Here is a 16,705-nt window from a genome sequence, read left to right on the forward strand (position 1 = left end):
TATTATCGATTTTAGCTAAAATTATCGGAATATACAATCTTTTTATAGGGAATAACATAAAAAAGTTCCTTATAAATATATAAAGAACTTTATTAATATACAATATGAAGTTTTCACATCGAAATTTCCTCAAAGTACGTTGGATCATGTATGGTAATTTTTTTACCTAGAACCGTAACAATACTATCATTTTTTAATTGTTTTAATACACCGCTAACAGTCTCTCGAGATGTTCCAGATATCTTTGAAATTTCAATTGTTGTAAGTGGACATGCGATTACAATTTCCTCACCATCTTGTTCTCCTAAATCATTCATTAAATAATTTAATGTCTGGATAACACGATCTTGTGCATTTGGGATTGTAATATTTTGCACCCGATTTTCGTTAATTTTTAATATAGAGGATAACTGCTGAACAACGTACATTAGCTGTGTCCGACTTGCTTTTACCATATCTTCAAAAATCACTGTAGGAATATAGTAAGCATCCACATCTGTCATTGCTTCCGCTGTATAATTATATGCATTGTCTGTAAACATACCACCATAAGGGAAAATAGAAAGTCGCTTTACATAGTCTTCATATAATAAATTCCCGTTTTGATTTACTCGCTCTAACTTTACAAAACCATCTAGCACAAAATAAATTCTTTCTCTTGAATCACCTTCTAAAAATAAAAACTGACCTTTCTTATAAGTTCGCCAATAAACAAACTCTGATAGGCTTTTTAATTTTGTATCTGTTACATGAGAAAATAATTCAAACTGCTTCAAGTCTTTAACTACGTTCCGTCTGTTCATAAAATTCCTTCTCTCTTGCTATATATCGGAGTGAAACATCAAGAAAGCGTATTCAATTTTATTTTATCACACTTAACCTACACAGCTTTTGCTTATCATGAATACTTTATGAACATTTTCCCTAAAAATTAACAAACAAAAAGAATGAAGTTACTAACCTCATTCTTTTTGAAATTACTAGTAATAGAAGAGCTATGTTTATACACAAACCCATACTTCCTGCTTAGAAATAATAGTACCTGCTTTTTCTTCTAATGCTTCATATACCTTCTCTAAAGAAGTAATAATTGTTTTTCGTTTTGAATCTGCATTTGCAAAACTAATAGCAGCTTCAATTTTTGGAAGCATGCTCCCTGCTGCAAATTGATTCTCCTGTATATACCCTTCTAATTCATTAACTGTAACAGCCTCTAATCTCTTTTGATTAGGTTGATTAAAATTCACATAAACATAATCAACTGCAGTTAAAATAACAAGCGTATCAGCATTTACTAATTCCGCTAACTTTTGAGCTGCGAAATCCTTATCAATGACAGCTTCAGTACCTTTTAAACCTTCCTCAGAGTCAATAACCGGGATTCCACCGCCTCCAACAGCAATTACTATATTTCCATCTTCCACTAATGAATTGATTATTTTATGTTCATGAATACTCACAGGCTTTGGTGATGGCACAACGCGTCTCCATCCTCTTCCTGCATCCTCTTTAAATACAGCTTTTGTTTCTTCCATTAACTTTCTTGCTTCTTCTTCTGTATAGAAAGGACCAATTGGTTTTGTTGGATTTTGGAATGCCTCATCCTTTTCATCCACGACAACACGTGTTATAACCGTGGCTACTTCTTTTTTTATTTTACGCTTTTTCAAAGCCTTCTCAATTGCATTTTCCATCCAATATCCGATCATCCCTTGGCTCATCGCACCACAAGTATCTAACGGCATTGCCGGTGTTTTTTCCGTATCTGCTGCTTTTTGTTGCAATAAAATATTACCTACTTGCGGGCCATTTCCATGTGCAATAACAATATCAACGTTATTTTCCATAATTTTAACAAGTTGTTCTGCTGTTCTTTCTAATGCTTCTTGCTGCGCCTCGGCAGTGGCTTTTCCAGATTGTATAGCATTTCCCCCTAGTGCAACTACGATTTTTCTTCGTTTCATATTTCAACCCTCCAATTGATTTCATTTTCACAAAATTTTATAAAGTGATACTCCCTGTAATTAATCCGTAAATCGCAAAAAATGCTAAGGCACCAATAGCTACAGAAGATGCCAGTTCCACACGTGTAAATATTTGTTTTGGATTCGTTTGCTTTTGAACATTGTAAAAGATGAAAATACCTGGTGCATATAATGTCATTGTTAGTAATAAGTAGTCTAAACCAGCTGCATAAACTAACCAAATTCTATAAATACTTGCTACCAAACCAATTATTATATTTTTTGTTCGATCCTTGTCTTCAGATTGTAAACTGTGCTTAAATTGATAGAATGCTGACAAGGCATACGGAATTAAAATTGCAGAGGAAGCGAGAGAAAATGCAAAATGATATGCTTGATCTGAAACAACAAATGTTAATAAGAAAACTTGAATTAAACCATTTGTTATCCATAATGAATTTACAGGAGCTTTGTTCTTATTTTCTTTCGCAAACCACTTTGGAAATACTCCGTCTTTAGCAGCTAAATATGGAATTTCAGATGCGAGTAGCGTCCATCCTAACCAAGCACCTAATACAGAAATGACTAAACCTAAGTTAATAAAAATAGCGCCCCATTTTCCGACAACGCTTTCAAATAAATACGCCATAGATGGACTTTTCAAATTAGCAACATCAGCTTGTTGCATAAGACCAAGAGATAATAATGTAAGCAGGATATAAATGATGAGTGTGCCGATTAATCCAATGACAGTTGCTTTCCCAATATCACTTCTATTTTTTGCACGACTTGATAGAACAACAGCTCCCTCTACACCAATAAATACCCAAAGAGTTACAAGCATTGTGCTCTTAACTTGACTACCTACCGCTCCCCAAGAAAAGGAACCAGCTTGTCCCCAAAATCCATCTAAGAAAATATCGATATGAAAAGCGAAAATTCCTACAACAATAAATACAAATACAGGTACTAACTTTGCAATTGTAGTTACTAAATTTACAAGTGCAGCTGATTGTACACCGCGTAAAATTAACATGTGAACACACCACAGTAATATGCTTGCTCCAATAATCGATGCTATATTTTGTCCACCTTCAAAAACTGGGAAGAAATAGCCTAATGAAGAAAATAGCAATGTACCGTAAGCTACATTCCCAAGCCAAGCAGATAGCCAATATCCCCACGCACTATTAAACCCCATAAAATTACCAAATCCTGCTTTTGCATAACTAAAAATACCACCATCTAAATCTGGTCTTTTTACAGTTAAATTTTGAAATGATAATCCAAGAGCAATCATTCCAATTCCCGTTATAACCCAACCGATAATAATAGCCCCGGCACCAGCACCTTTTGACATGTCACTTGCTAAGTTAAATGCGCCACCACCGATCATAGAGCCAACTACAAGGGCTGTTAAAGTAAGTAATCCTAATTTCTTTTCTTCACCCATTACACTCACCTCTCTTTAATTGCAATAAGAATAAAACAACAATAGTGAATGATAGTGTCTAAAGGAGGAGAAAGAAGGAGGATTAACCCCCTTCTTTATTCCATATTTCCTAAAGTAGCTGCCATAACTGCTTTAATTGTATGCATTCTATTTTCTGCTTGATCAAATACTTTTGAATGCTTACTACGGAAGACTTCGTCACTTACTTCCATTTCTTTTATTCCATATTTTTCATAAATCTCTTCCCCGTACAATGTTTCCACATCATGGAATGCAGGTAAACAATGTAAGAACATAACATTATCATTTCCAGTTCCTTTAATCATTTGCATATTTACTTGATATGGTTTCAGTAGTTCAATACGTTCAGCAAATTTATCTTCTTCTCCCATGGATACCCATACATCCGTATAAATTACATCTGCACCTGCAACAGCTTCTTCCACACTACTTGTTACCATTACACGGTCATTGTATTTTTTCGCTAAATCAATCACTTCTTGTGCTGGCCATAATGATTCTGGTGTACAAATACGGACTTCCATTCCAACAATTGCACCGCCGACTAATAAGCTATTTGCTACATTGTTCCGCCCGTCTCCAACATAAACGAGCTTAACGTCTTTTAAACGTCCCACATGCTCTCTTATTGTTAATAAATCTGCAAGTGTTTGTGTTGGATGCCACATATCTGTTAAACCATTCCATACTGGCACACCTGAATTTTCTGCTAAAGATTCTACTGTTGCATGAGCGAAGCCACGGAACTCAATTCCATCGAACATACGCCCTAGAACTTTTGCTGTATCTTCAACAGATTCTTTTTTTCCAAGCTGAATATCACCTTTACCTAAATATTCAGGGTTTGCACCTAAATCTGTACAAGCTACTGTAAATGCACACCGTGTACGAGTTGAAGTTTTTTCGAATAAGAGTGCTACATTTTTACCTTCTAAATAATGATGCGGGATACCATTTTTCTTTTTCTCTTTTAATTCTGCTGCTAAATCTAGAAAGTATAATAATTCTTCTTCCGTAAAATCTTTTTCAGCAAGAAAACTTCTTCCTTTTAAGTTTGGTTTAGTCATTAACATGATTCATCCCTACTTTCTCCGTTATTTATACTAAATATCTTTTCGAACAATCGGCATACTCATGCAACGTGGACCCCCACGACCGCGAGATAATTCCGAACTGAGTACTTCAATAACTTCTATACCATGCTCACGTAATAAAGCATTGGAGACATAGTTGCGATCATATGTAACAACTACTCCTGGCGCAATTGCCAATGTATTAGATCCATCGTTCCATTGTTCACGAGCAGAAGCGATTACATCTCCTCCTCCGCAAGGGATAAGTACTAATTCACTTAATCCTAATACTTCTTTTAAAGCTTCAGTTAAAGATGTACGATGGGTAATTTTAAGAGTTTCTTCATCCTTTCCTTTTTCTAATATATATATATTCATATTTCCTTTTGGTCCTTGAATAGCCGGGTGAATTGTAAATTTATCGTAATCGACCATTGTAAATACTGTATCTAAATGCATAAACGCTCGACATTTTGGAATTTCTATCGCCACTACTTTCTTAATTTTATTTTGACGACTAAATAAATTTTTAGCTAAACGCTCAATCGCTTTAGCTGAAGTACGAGCAGATACGCCAATTGCAATTGTTTCCTCATTTAAAATCAGTTCGTCGCCACCTTCAATCGGAAATTTATAATCACGATCTAACCAAACTGGCACATCATGACTTGCAAATCGTGGATGATGTTTAATGATATATTCCATAAACAATGATTCACGTCTCCGTGCCGGTTCTCTCATTTTGTTAATTGTTAAACCGTCACCTATACTAGCTGCTGGATCACGAGTAAAATATAAATTTGGCATTGGATCTAAATAAAATGGATAATGATCTTCCATTAATTCATACAGATGCGTTTTTTTACTCGTTTCAATTTCGTTTTTCCGCACGCCACCCATAATTTTTTGAATCAATTCTTCATTTGAAAAGGAAAGTAAATATTCTTTTAAAGTTTGATGTGCAACATTTACGTCAGTCTGTCCTTCTTTTAAAATACGATCAACAAATTCTTCACGAAGTTTTTTATCAACTAACGCCTCAGCTGCTAGTTTTTCTAAATAAAGAACTTCAACACCCCGATTGCGTAATGTTTGTGCAAAATAATCATGTTCTTTTTGAATAATTGGTAAATATGGGATATCGTCAAATAATAATTGTTGCAAATAATCTGGCGTTAAATTTTCCACTTCTTTACCAGGACGTTTTAATAAAACCGTTTGTAATTCCCCAATTTCTGAAGTAACATGTATCGGATGTTTCATTTGTTGTACCTCCTTTTAAATTTGTTTGATGTCTACAAGTACATAATAAACGGTACGTGCTTCCTCCTTTGTGAAAACGCTAACATTATTAAGTGGAATATTTCACAAGTTATTTTTTAAAATAATATATATTTGTATTTTTATAAGTTTTTTTATCCCATATTTCACAAAACAGCTATATATTACGTATATATAATGAATAACCCTTTATTAATTCATATTAAAATTTCAAAAAAAAAATCCTATTTCTAATAAAAATTAGAAATAGGATCTTCACTTACATAATCAATTTCAATCTTTCTTCTAGAACCTTCCTATCCGATTGTGATCGAGAAATCACAAGGCACGTATCATTTCCACATATACATCCTACTTTTTCTTTCCAATCTAAAGAATCCAATAATACACCAATAACATGGGCATTTCCCGGTAATGTTTTAATGATTGTTAATTGCTCTACACAATCAATTTTCACAACAACTTCTTTTAGTTTTTTCTTTAATTTCATATCCGTTTGTAAACTGTCTTCTGAAAAAATCTTATATATTGTTAATCCACTTGCAGAGGCTACCTTTATTAAATTTAATTCACGAATATCTCGTGAAATCGTTGCTTGTGTAACTACTACACCATGTTCTTCTAACAATTCTACTAATTTCTCTTGTGTATCTATTTCACACTCTCTTATCAATTGTTTAATTAGCCGTTGTCTTTTCTCCTTTTTCATAAAAGACATCCTTTCGAATATTATAACTTTATTATATCTTGCTATAATTTCCATTCGAAAGAGATAAAGGTAAATGTTGCGGAAACGTTCATAGTTTTTAATTATCCCTCTTATATGATTTCATCCTGGACTATGTCCTGCACGTGCTTGAGAAAGGGGACTTCTGTTGGAGTACTGCTAAAAATTTCTATAGTATCTAGTATGGCAACACTAAATACATACTGCCGAATACACATCCATACGTTTCCATTTTTACTTAAATCCTCTAAAAAATATACTAACATTTTAATCACCCTATTCATTCTTCATATACATACAATTTATGATTCAAACACTCTCAAACAAGCTTTCTCATACAATAATAAGAACCAATCTCATATGGAAAGGAACAATATAATGAAAAAAACAAAATTAACAGGGCGCATTGTAACTCCAGAAGATCCTGAATATAATGTAGCTCGCATAAACTTAAATTTAAGTCTTCCAAAGCTCCCCTGCATAATTGTCTTCTGTCAAAACAGTATATGACCCTTGTAATGTTTTTCGATTCCCACAAAGCATCCCTCCCTTCCATAAATAAAATATAAATTTCTCTCACTTTTTTATTTTTTTCAAAGCCTCTTTTTATCACCTTACTAACCGTAATCATCTTCCTAATTTCACGTCCCCTAGACAATGTTTTTCGCAAAAAATAAAGGGTTTTGGCACTTTATGACTAATAACAAAAATAAGGGGAAACATTTGTAAAATACAAGTTTGACTGGGGGATTGGTATGATTCAAGTTCAAAATCTAGTAAAGTCATTTGGTTCATTAGACGTKTTAAAAGGRATYRATTTAGAAGTAAAAGAAAAAGAAGTTGTTGTTTTAATTGGCGCGAGCGGTTCAGGAAAAAGCACTTTACTTCGTTGTCTCAACTTTTTAGAAATGTACGATGAAGGAGAAATTCACTTACAAGGGAAACGAATTAATCCTAAAAGTACAAACTTAAACAAAGTCCGCGAAAATGTTGGAATGGTATTTCAACATTTTAACCTCTTTCCACATATGACCTCATTAGAAAACATCATAGAAGCACCTATTCATGTAAAAAAAATGGACAAAACAAAAGCGAAAGAAATTGGAACCGACCTATTACAAAAGGTTGGATTACAAGACAAAGCAAACGTGACACCTCACCTTTTATCTGGTGGACAAAAACAACGTGTTGCGATCGCACGCGCACTTGCAATGAATCCTAAAATCATGCTATTTGATGAACCTACATCTGCTCTTGATCCTGAACTTGTTGGAGAAGTACTCCAAGTTATGAAAGAGCTTGCTGGTGAAGGAATGACAATGGTAATCGTCACCCATGAAATGAACTTTGCACGAGATGTAGCAGATCGCGTCATTTTTATGGATGATGGACAAATTGTAGAGGATGCACCACCAGAACAATTTTTTTCAGCACCGTCAAATGAGAGAGCAAAACAGTTTTTACGAAACATTTTATAGAGAGGGATTTTACTCTTCATGCATGTTTAAACACTTAAAACTCATACGGGTAGCATAACCGCCTCATCTATAGAAACTTTCTATAGCATATAAAAAAACGTGGCTATACTGCCCATATGTGTAGGATAAATCATAGGAGGGGTTTTATGAGAAAGAAAATACTTACTGTTTTTGCAGCAATTACACTATGTATATCCTTCGTCCTTGGAGCCTGTAGTAAGGAAACTTCAACAAATGAAGGGAAAGAGTTTCGCTACGCAATGAGCGGCTTATATAAACCTTTTAATTTCAAAGAAAATGACGGAAAACTAGTTGGTTTTGATGTCGAAATTGGTGAGGCACTCGCAAAAAAAATGGGAATGAAGCCTGTTCCAGTTACAAATCCTTGGGAAACATTGATTCAAGGTCTAAAAGCAAAAAAATATGACGTCATATTAGGAAGTATGGCAATTACAGAAGACCGCCTAAAAGCCGTTAATTTTACGAATCCATACTATCGCTCTGGTGCACAAATTTTCGTAGCTAAAAAGAACAATTCCATTTCTTCAGTAGAAGACTTAAAAGGAAAAAAAATCGGTGTTGTAAAAGCTAGTACATTTAAAACACTTGTGGAAAAACATACAGATCAAATCACAGAATACGACAGTGACATTACAGCTCTTATGGATTTAGAACCAGGCCGAGTAGATGCTGTTATTACGGATCAAATGGTTGGTCTTCGCATGATAAAAGAAGGGAAATCAAATATAAAAGAAGCTGGCAAACCATTAAATCTTGAGGAAATGGGAATTGCAATTCGCAAAGATGATAAAGAAATGGTGAAGAAAGTAAACAAAGCATTGGAGGAAATTATTAAAGATGGCACATATGAAAAAATCAGTAAAAAATGGTTTGGAAAAAATATTCTTGGAGAAGAGGAAAAGACAAAATAAAATGATTTACCCTTCTAAAAAACAAATCATTTTTAATCCATAAGCGATGCCCCACCTCAGCCGTGGGGTATTTGCATCTATTTCCTAAAATAAATTCTATATTGAGGTGAAATTAATGTTTGAAATTTTCATATCTACGTACCCTACACTTCTAAAGGCTGTTGGCATAACATTACAATTAACATTAACTTCCTTACTACTCGGTTCATTAATCGGACTACTATTTGCCTTCTTTCGTATTTCTAATAATAAAGTATTAAATAGTATTGCACATGTTTACATTGCTATTATCCGTGGTACACCTTTAATCGTACAAATTGCCATTCTTTACTTCGGGATTACATCTATCATTGTCTTCACACCTTTTTGGGCGGGGGCAATCGCTTTAGCTATTCATAACGGAGCATATATTACAGAAATTTTCCGCGGATCTATTCAATCCGTCGATCGTGGACAATTAGAGGCTGCCCGTTCCCTTGGGATGTCTTATCCACTGGCTATGCGACGCATTATCTTACCACAAGCATTTCGTCTCTCTATTCCGCCCCTAGGAAACCAATTTATTATCGGGTTAAAGGATTCTTCACTTGTTGCCTATGTAGGTATGCCAGAATTATGGGGCTCTGGTCTTTCTATAGCGGCTGGGAATTTCCAACAATTAGAAACATATATTGTTGTTGGTATATATTATCTTGCACTCGTCCTTTTATTTACCTATCTCGTAAACCTCTTAGAAAAAAGACTTCAGCGTAAACAGAGTAATTCTTTACAAGTAAATAAAGAGAAAGAAAAAGCAGTCTCTTTATAGGAAGAATTGTAGCAACCCTTTCATCTATTAGATTGAAAAAGGGATCAATGAAAAGTTACTATTACATGCAAAAAAACAATCAAAATACAAACTAAAAAAAGCAAGCTACTTTTTAGGTAGCTTGCTTTTTTTAGTTAAAGGGTTCTAAATAATCTATTCCAGAATCATGGATTCACTTTTTTGATAGTTTCCTGCTCTTTTATATGCTCCTCACGATATGCAATATTATTAGGGTCTAACCCATTCCCTAAAGAACCATAGAAATGTTCCCTATGAGGATCAACTAATTCACTGCCTTGATAATATACGCGAGGTGTGTTCCAAAGTGCTGCCATTGCTTTCGTCATCGGCATTTCATGATAACGCTCCGGCCACATTTCTTTAATTTTTTCTTTTACTAATGGGTAATACTTAGAACTCATAGCAGGGAACAAATGATGTTCCGTATGATATGAGAAGTTAAAATGCAAAACATCAACCCAGCGCGGCACTGTTACAGATAAACAGTTAGCTAATGGATCATTTACAGGAACAATTGGATTTAAGCGGTGATTGGTTGCAATATAGCCCATTACAATAAAGTTTGCAATTAATAATGGAATCACATAAGCAAACAACCACTTCGTAGGCCCCATAATAAATAGCAAACTAATCCAAACCGTCCATGGCAAAAGAAGTTGAAGCCATACAGACTTCTGATTCGATGACTTAAATTCTTTTATAAAATGAAAGAACATACGAGTTGAATGTATTGTAAATTGAATTGTTAGTGACAGAAAACTGAAGAAAGAACGTACATGCAAGGGCATACGATACACCCATCTTAAAAATTTACTCTTCTTCATCTTTTCAAGTGTTGGCCACGCATCAGGGTCATGTTCTTCATGCTGTGTATGAACATGGTGCGTCGCATTGTGCCATTTTCTCCACAATTTCGGTCCTGTAGATAATGGCATAAATGCAATTGCCCCTAAAAAATCACGAAGCCATGCTTTCCTTACAACTGTTCCGTGCAAAATTTCATGTCCTAAAAACCCAAGTGAAGCAAAACATAATCCTAGAACAATTGCAATTCCAAGATTTGCCCACACATTCAAATCGAATAAACCAATCGCTATTAACCCAGCTACCGCCACAAGTAAATAAGCCAGTCCACCAAACAAACGAGTTGGAACTGGTTTAAATGCTTTTTTTGGCAAATGCGGCGATACACGTGCTGCATACCATCCAAACGTATGAAGCTCCTTCATCCTTTTGCCCCTTTCTTATGCCGCGCTTACGCAACTTGCATAAATCAATTCTTGTTTCCAGATTGATAATACTAGTTAATTACAAAAAGCATTTATAATAAGTAAATCATACTCACTCTATCGTCACTCATTTTCGCTTTTATTATCAATGAAAAACATTTCTCTTTTTACTCTTTATCAACCTTTCCACATGATGAATCATATCAATAGACTTTCTACATTGTCAATAGCTTTTATGACCTAGTAATAAAATGTGGTTATATTTTCATAATAATATTTTATTTCACCAAAGGAAAAGCATAGGTTTTATAAGCTTTTATCCATTATATATATATAAATACTTTCACATATAAGAARGTCTGCTTCACTCAAGAACAGCTTATATATGAACATCAATAATTCTTTATAGAATCGACTGTCATTTAAAATAACCTTATAAAGGAATACTCATTTTTATTATATTAGAATAATATTTATGTTTTGTAAATATTTAAAACTTATTCTTAATTTCTTCTGTTCACTGTACATTATCTCCTTCTCCTAGATTGAAAATAATCTACATGAATTTTATATAAATTGGAAAAAATAAGTAGTAAATTATTTTAAAACAGGAGGGACATACGATGACAAACAATTCATTTCCCCAATTTCCAGAACCGTACTGGCGTGACTCTACTTCATTCCCTATTTTCCCCAAGCTATCAGAAAATATAAAAGCAGAAGTTGCAATTATCGGTGCTGGAATTACAGGCATCACAACTGCTTATTTACTTGCAAAAGAGGGCATGAAAGTTGTTTTAATCGATTCCGGAAATATTTTAAATGGAACGACAGGCCATACGACCGCAAAAATTACTGCGCAACACGACCTTATTTATGATGAGCTCATTGATCATTTTGGAGCTGATCAAGCACGCCTATACTATGAGGCAAACGAAAAAGCATTGCGATTTATAAAAGAAACAGTCCGAACAAATAACATTGATTGTGACTTTACTGAAGAAGACGCCTACTTATATACAACTTGCAATGACGGATTACGGAAATTAACAAAAGAATATGAAGCTTATAAAAAGCTAAATATTCCTTGTGACTATGTAGAGTCCATTCCACTTCCTATCTCAGTTCAGGGAGCACTTGTTATGAAAAAACAAGCACAGTTCCACCCTCTTCATTATTTAAAAAATCTTATTGAACAGTTCATTGAAGCAGGTGGAACAATCTATGAGCAAACCACTGCAATCGATATCGAGAAAGGATTCTATCCGCAAGTCATTACAAAAGATGGCCATCGTATTACATGTGGATATGTCGTCTCCTGTTCTCATTTTCCTTTCTATGATGCAAATAGCTTTTTCTTCACAAGAATGTATGCAGAACGTTCCTACGTTCTAGCTATAAAAGCAAAAAAAGATTATCCCGGAGGCATGTATTTAAGCATAGACACTCCTACACGCTCCTTACGTTACACAACAGTAAATGGAGAAAAAATTATTCTTGTTGGGGGTGAAAGTCATAAAACAGGACAAGGAATCAATACAATGCTTCATTATGAAGCATTGTACTCTTTCGCAGAAGAAACATTTGGAATAGATGCAATCCCTTACAGATGGTCAACACAAGACTTAATTACCCTAGATAAACTACCTTACATCGGCCATATTAATGAAAATAATCCAAATATATTCGTTGCAACAGGTTATCGAAAATGGGGGATGACAACAGGAACTGCTGCAGCCCAGCTACTAAAGGACTCTATTACAAAAATAGATAACCCGTATAAAGAACTCTTTGCCCCATCACGATTCCATGCAGATCCAGATATAAAAACATTTGTTTCTCAAAACCTTGATGTAGCAAAACATCTGATTGAAGGCAAGTTAGAATTTGCTCTGCGTAAACCAGAAGATCTTGAAAATGGTGAAGGTGCCGTTGTAAGAGTACATGGAAAACGTGCAGGCGCTTATAAAGACAACGAAGGAAAATTGCATATTGTTGATACGACCTGTACACACCTTGGCTGTGAAGTAGAATGGAATAGCGGTGATTGTACGTGGGATTGTCCTTGTCATGGATCACGCTTTTCAATTGAAGGGGATGTAATTGAGGGGCCGGCGGATGAACCTTTGAAACGGGTTGATGGAGAATAAAATCTGCTAACAGAAACAGAGCACCAAATTATCGGTGCTCTGTTTCCATTACTTCAAATAACATATCGCGAAATAAACCATTCAACTTCTCAACTTCAATGCCCTTCCCTTTTTCAATTCTTTTCACATATTCTTGATAATAGGCAATCTGCTCTTCCAAAAATTCATTTAATAATGTAATGTTCAGACCAATATCCAGCTCAATACCATCTTTTTTCTTTATTAGTAAATCATTAATCTCAGCTAAAATATTTTGTTTTAACACTAGTTCAGTAATTAACTTCTCAAACTCTACAGGCGGCAATGTCCCTTTCTCTTCTAACCATTTGCAAGCTAAAATAGGACGCAATACATAGAAGTACTTTTTCAACTTCACGCTCTCTCCTTGTAGAAATTCACGATAGTTTTTTGAAGCCATATGTAAGTAGTGATAAATCGTTGCTTTAGGATCAAAATCATTTCCGCTCATTTTCTGTAGACGCTCTGGAAGATCAGAGTTCTTAGAATAAAAGATTGGCGAACGAATCCATTCTAATAATGCAGGATTTGATTTTGCAAATAGCTGCAGAGCTTTTCTAATATCCCAACCACTTATGTCTAAAGCATCACTAATTGGATATTCAATAACATCACATTTTTCACTTATAGATAAATACCAATCTACTGGATGAATGTATACAAATCTAACATCATAATCACTATCTTTCGACGGGAATCCCCATGCACGACTTCCAGATTCCACCGCAAATAAAACCTTCACATTATTCGCTTTCTCAATTCTCCTTAATTCCAATTGAATTTTGTCTCTCATATGTATCATCCTCATTTTCTGATCATTTACCTGGAAATTCGACAAATATAATCTACTTATTATTGGCGTGTTATTCTACTTTCAACATCAATATCTCAGTAACTCTATAGTATGTAACATAACTAAATTTAAAAGGAAGCTGCTAGGCCTTCCCTGGCAGCTCTATAAACATTTCATTTTTGTTGCTCGCTAACAAGCTTTGCAATTCGCTCAAACTCACCCTGAATTTCATTTTTATACATATCTACTTTTGTAAAATCCATCGCAGCAATATAAATCCGTTCTAATTTATCTCGAACTGCTTTTGCCTTCGCTAAGAACGACATTGCTTCACTCATTTTTGTTTTATATTGAATGGAAACATCCCGAATTTCTGTTGCATATTTTTCATCCGTTCCTGGCGTAACAATGAGATCATACATATCAATAATCTCATCACCTTCTCGCTCTGGAAAATATTCATGTGGCGCGGTGCTGTCAAAGATCGCAAAACCTAATTCTCTTACAATAATCATATCTAGGCTATTTGGATCAAAGCCGCAATGATATACTTCAACTTCAAATCCTTTCTCTTCCGCTGCCCCTGCTAATTTTTTTAACATCGTTGATTTTCCTGAACCCGGTCGTCCTTTTATAAAATAACGATGCGGGATATCTTCTGTTAAATTTGGAACGAAATCAACCGCCCCTTTTGGTGTTGCTGCCCCTAAGAAACGGTGCTTTACCACCGCTTGTTTTCCTTTGTTATCTGCAAATAGCTTTTGTATAAGCTGCTTTGTTAATTCATTCGCTTTTTGAAAATCAATATTATCAATATAAATTCTCTCCCAATCATCATGTATAGCTAGCGCCTCTTTAAAACAAGCATACGCTGATTGAAATGCATCACTTGCTTCAGAAATATAATGTGTAATTTCACCTTTATGTTTTCGTAATTTCTCTGAATCCCATGCAACTCCTAAGTTCACGTATTCCTCTACAACTCCAGGTGTTTTTGGCTCAATGACATGTGGTGCTGTTCCATCTACAATTCCTACTTTTAATTTTGGAATAATAACACCATCGATGGATTTATTATCAGAAGAACAATGCAACAGTTCAATATCATATCCTTTTCCAACCCACTCACGCCCAATTGCTTTCATCAATGAGGATTTCCCTGTCCCTGGACCACCTTTCAAAATGAAAAGTCTTTCCAATCCCCTTACATTTTCCTCATATAAACTATAAAAACCTCTCGCGGTATTTCCTCCAGCATAATAATTTAAAATTTTCCCTGTCACTGCCCTCACTCCTTTATAGCAGTCTACTTACATAAGTTACAATATGCTTGAGGCTTTAATTGGGTGAATACCTAATTTCATTCTTGCAACAAAAAAGCAGAGATCATCATTGACCTCTGCTTCGATATTTTCGATTTAAATTAAGAAAAAACTGTTCAATCCGAGGACGAACCCATGCAAAATAATCTTTATCTTTCTTTTTCTTACAAATAATTTCTTTTCCATCAACCATTCCGACAAGCTCTAGTTCTAACAATTGCCTCGTAAATTCTAGAATATTCACTTCTTCTTTTGGATACTCTTCCTTTAGCTTTTCTTCAATTTCTCCCAATAAAAATCCGTCACGCATCATTGCAAGTGCATCAATCCAAAGTGGCGGCATTTCATATTTTTCTCCTGTAATTGTATCCTTTACAATATAATTCTTTTGATCTTTTCGAAATTGAATCGTGTGTAAACATACGGTCGAATTTAATGTTAGTTCCATCGTACCACCTCTGTCATAATATCAGCATAGAAAAAAGGATGCATGTGCACCCCTCTTTTTTAATTCACATAAAACCCAATTCAATATAAACATTCATACAAGTAAAAACTACAAACCGGTACATGAGTAATAAAACTACATGTCGATATTTTCCTCCATTATAAACTAAGTTTTTTATAAAAAAAAGCATTCTTGAAGCTTTTTATAAAATGTTTATATTTACATAACAAGAGCACTTTTCTGAAAAGTACTCTTGTCTTTAAATTCTATATAGTTGGCAATGTCACTTCTACTTTTGTCCCTGTGCCAATGTTACTTTTGAATTGAATCATTCCTTGATGCTCTTCAATAATTTTATGTGTAATGATTAAACCAAGACCTGTTCCATTCTCCTTTGTCGTGTAAACAACTTTTCCAAGTCTCTCTATTCTTTCGCTATCCATACCGCATCCCTCATCTTGAATACAAATAAACAATTTTTTTCTATTGTTTTATAGACAGTAATTTTCAAACTCCCACCATGCATCATCGATTCAATCCCATTTTTTACAAGGTTTAATAAGACTTGCTTTAATTGTTTTTCATCACCCTTTATATCAGGTAAAGCCTCATCTACTTGCATATGAATTTTCACAGCGTACTGCATTGCATAACTTTCCATCAAATGAACAACATATAACAGAACTTTTCGCATATCACATAATTGATACATTGTTGGTTTCGATTTTCCAAGTAACATTAACTCACTAACAAATCCATCGATTCTCTCAATTTCCTGCAGCATAATATCATAACTAGCATTATCAGCTTGATTGCGCTCTTTTTGAATTTGAGTAAAGCCCTTTAAAGTCATTCCTATCTAACTTTTACGTCATGTGAAATTTCTAGTAATATTATCCTATATTAAATAGCTATACTATTTTTATTCTAACTCCCTTTCATACCACAACACTAAAAGAGAGAGTGAACAAACTCCCCCTGTTAACA

The 16,705-nt window shown here is 34.5% G+C and carries 15 protein-coding genes and 2 pseudogenes; 6 read left to right on the forward strand and 11 right to left on the reverse strand.

Annotated elements, in window-relative coordinates:
• Positions 1–113 precede the first annotated feature (113 nt).
• From AC1DIT_RS11790 to argR, 6 genes are all read right to left on the reverse strand, one after another.
• Positions 114–803, reverse strand: a complete 690-nt coding sequence (locus AC1DIT_RS11790) for a Crp/Fnr family transcriptional regulator (protein WP_016132517.1) — start codon at positions 801–803, stop codon at positions 114–116.
• 198 nt (positions 804–1,001) lie between these two features.
• A complete protein-coding gene (arcC, locus tag AC1DIT_RS11795) occupies positions 1,002–1,964 on the reverse strand; it encodes a carbamate kinase (RefSeq protein WP_016132335.1) in 963 nt (320 codons plus the stop codon).
• 37 nt (positions 1,965–2,001) lie between these two features.
• Positions 2,002–3,417, reverse strand: a complete 1,416-nt coding sequence (gene arcD, locus AC1DIT_RS11800; RefSeq protein ID WP_476998205.1) for an arginine-ornithine antiporter — start codon at positions 3,415–3,417, stop codon at positions 2,002–2,004.
• Between the two features lie 95 nt (positions 3,418–3,512).
• Positions 3,513–4,511, reverse strand: coding sequence for an ornithine carbamoyltransferase (gene argF, locus AC1DIT_RS11805; RefSeq protein WP_016112901.1), 999 nt, complete (start codon positions 4,509–4,511; stop codon positions 3,513–3,515).
• A gap of 30 nt (positions 4,512–4,541) precedes the next feature.
• Positions 4,542–5,774 carry an arginine deiminase gene (gene arcA, locus AC1DIT_RS11810; protein WP_016112900.1) on the reverse strand — a complete coding sequence of 411 codons (1,233 nt, stop codon included), beginning with the start codon at positions 5,772–5,774 and terminating at the stop codon, positions 4,542–4,544.
• Between the two features lie 277 nt (positions 5,775–6,051).
• Positions 6,052–6,501, reverse strand: coding sequence for an arginine repressor (gene argR, locus AC1DIT_RS11815; RefSeq protein WP_016132516.1), 450 nt, complete (start codon positions 6,499–6,501; stop codon positions 6,052–6,054).
• Between the two features lie 396 nt (positions 6,502–6,897).
• Here argR and AC1DIT_RS11820 point away from each other — a divergent pair.
• From AC1DIT_RS11820 to AC1DIT_RS11840, 5 genes and pseudogenes are all read left to right on the forward strand, one after another.
• Positions 6,898–7,020 (forward strand): annotated as a pseudogene (locus AC1DIT_RS11820) (hypothetical protein); the annotation flags it as partial.
• Positions 7,004–7,081, forward strand: coding sequence for a BBE domain-containing protein (locus AC1DIT_RS11825; protein ID WP_077295055.1), 78 nt, complete (start codon positions 7,004–7,006; stop codon positions 7,079–7,081). The pseudogene AC1DIT_RS11820 and the gene AC1DIT_RS11825, both read left to right, overlap by 17 nt.
• Positions 7,082–7,274: 193 nt before the next feature.
• Positions 7,275–7,997, forward strand: coding sequence for an amino acid ABC transporter ATP-binding protein (locus tag AC1DIT_RS11830; RefSeq protein WP_476998206.1), 723 nt, complete (start codon positions 7,275–7,277; stop codon positions 7,995–7,997).
• 146 nt (positions 7,998–8,143) lie between these two features.
• Positions 8,144–8,929, forward strand: coding sequence for an ABC transporter substrate-binding protein (locus AC1DIT_RS11835; protein ID WP_016132515.1), 786 nt, complete (start codon positions 8,144–8,146; stop codon positions 8,927–8,929).
• 115 nt (positions 8,930–9,044) lie between these two features.
• On the forward strand, positions 9,045–9,737 hold the full coding sequence (locus AC1DIT_RS11840; protein WP_016112894.1) for an amino acid ABC transporter permease: 693 nt from the start codon (positions 9,045–9,047) through the stop codon (positions 9,735–9,737).
• 164 nt (positions 9,738–9,901) lie between these two features.
• On the opposite strand, the gene desB is transcribed toward AC1DIT_RS11840, so the two are convergent.
• The gene (gene desB, locus AC1DIT_RS11845) at positions 9,902–10,987 is read right to left on the reverse strand and encodes a Delta(10) desaturase DesB (protein WP_016112893.1); all 1,086 of its coding nucleotides are present in this window, start codon (positions 10,985–10,987) and stop codon (positions 9,902–9,904) included.
• A gap of 623 nt (positions 10,988–11,610) precedes the next feature.
• Between desB and AC1DIT_RS11850 the strand changes: the two genes are divergently transcribed.
• Positions 11,611–13,137, forward strand: a complete 1,527-nt coding sequence (locus AC1DIT_RS11850) for an FAD-dependent oxidoreductase (protein WP_016112892.1) — start codon at positions 11,611–11,613, stop codon at positions 13,135–13,137.
• A gap of 28 nt (positions 13,138–13,165) precedes the next feature.
• On the opposite strand, the gene AC1DIT_RS11855 is transcribed toward AC1DIT_RS11850, so the two are convergent.
• The 4 genes and pseudogenes from AC1DIT_RS11855 to AC1DIT_RS11870 all read right to left on the reverse strand — a co-directional run.
• Entirely contained in the window at positions 13,166–13,948 is a 783-nt protein-coding gene (locus AC1DIT_RS11855) for a nucleotidyltransferase domain-containing protein (protein WP_016112891.1), read from the reverse strand.
• Between the two features lie 173 nt (positions 13,949–14,121).
• Positions 14,122–15,231 carry a PRK06851 family protein gene (locus AC1DIT_RS11860; RefSeq protein ID WP_016112890.1) on the reverse strand — a complete coding sequence of 370 codons (1,110 nt, stop codon included), beginning with the start codon at positions 15,229–15,231 and terminating at the stop codon, positions 14,122–14,124.
• 106 nt (positions 15,232–15,337) lie between these two features.
• Entirely contained in the window at positions 15,338–15,718 is a 381-nt protein-coding gene (locus AC1DIT_RS11865; protein ID WP_003194716.1) for a hypothetical protein, read from the reverse strand.
• A 266-nt stretch (positions 15,719–15,984) separates the two neighbouring features.
• Positions 15,985–16,565: pseudogene (locus AC1DIT_RS11870) on the reverse strand (ATP-binding protein); the annotation flags it as partial.
• Between the last annotated feature and the right edge of the window lie 140 nt (positions 16,566–16,705).

Source organism: Bacillus sp. 05T22 (genome assembly GCF_056396765.1).

Excerpts from the sequence above, each read along its gene's own strand:
- AC1DIT_RS11790 (WP_016132517.1), bottom strand. The coding sequence starts at position 803 with ATGAACAGACGGAACGTAGTTAAAGACTTGAAGCAGTTTGAATTATTT.
- arcC (WP_016132335.1), bottom strand. The coding sequence starts at position 1,964 with ATGAAACGAAGAAAAATCGTAGTTGCACTAGGGGGAAATGCTATACAA.
- arcD (WP_476998205.1), bottom strand. The coding sequence starts at position 3,417 with ATGGGTGAAGAAAAGAAATTAGGATTACTTACTTTAACAGCCCTTGTA.
- argF (WP_016112901.1), bottom strand. The coding sequence starts at position 4,511 with ATGTTAATGACTAAACCAAACTTAAAAGGAAGAAGTTTTCTTGCTGAA.
- arcA (WP_016112900.1), bottom strand. The coding sequence starts at position 5,774 with ATGAAACATCCGATACATGTTACTTCAGAAATTGGGGAATTACAAACG.
- argR (WP_016132516.1), bottom strand. The coding sequence starts at position 6,501 with ATGAAAAAGGAGAAAAGACAACGGCTAATTAAACAATTGATAAGAGAG.
- AC1DIT_RS11835 (WP_016132515.1), top strand. The coding sequence starts at position 8,144 with ATGAGAAAGAAAATACTTACTGTTTTTGCAGCAATTACACTATGTATA.
- AC1DIT_RS11840 (WP_016112894.1), top strand. The coding sequence starts at position 9,045 with ATGTTTGAAATTTTCATATCTACGTACCCTACACTTCTAAAGGCTGTT.
- desB (WP_016112893.1), bottom strand. The coding sequence starts at position 10,987 with ATGAAGGAGCTTCATACGTTTGGATGGTATGCAGCACGTGTATCGCCG.
- AC1DIT_RS11850 (WP_016112892.1), top strand. The coding sequence starts at position 11,611 with ATGACAAACAATTCATTTCCCCAATTTCCAGAACCGTACTGGCGTGAC.
- AC1DIT_RS11855 (WP_016112891.1), bottom strand. The coding sequence starts at position 13,948 with ATGAGAGACAAAATTCAATTGGAATTAAGGAGAATTGAGAAAGCGAAT.
- AC1DIT_RS11865 (WP_003194716.1), bottom strand. The coding sequence starts at position 15,718 with ATGGAACTAACATTAAATTCGACCGTATGTTTACACACGATTCAATTT.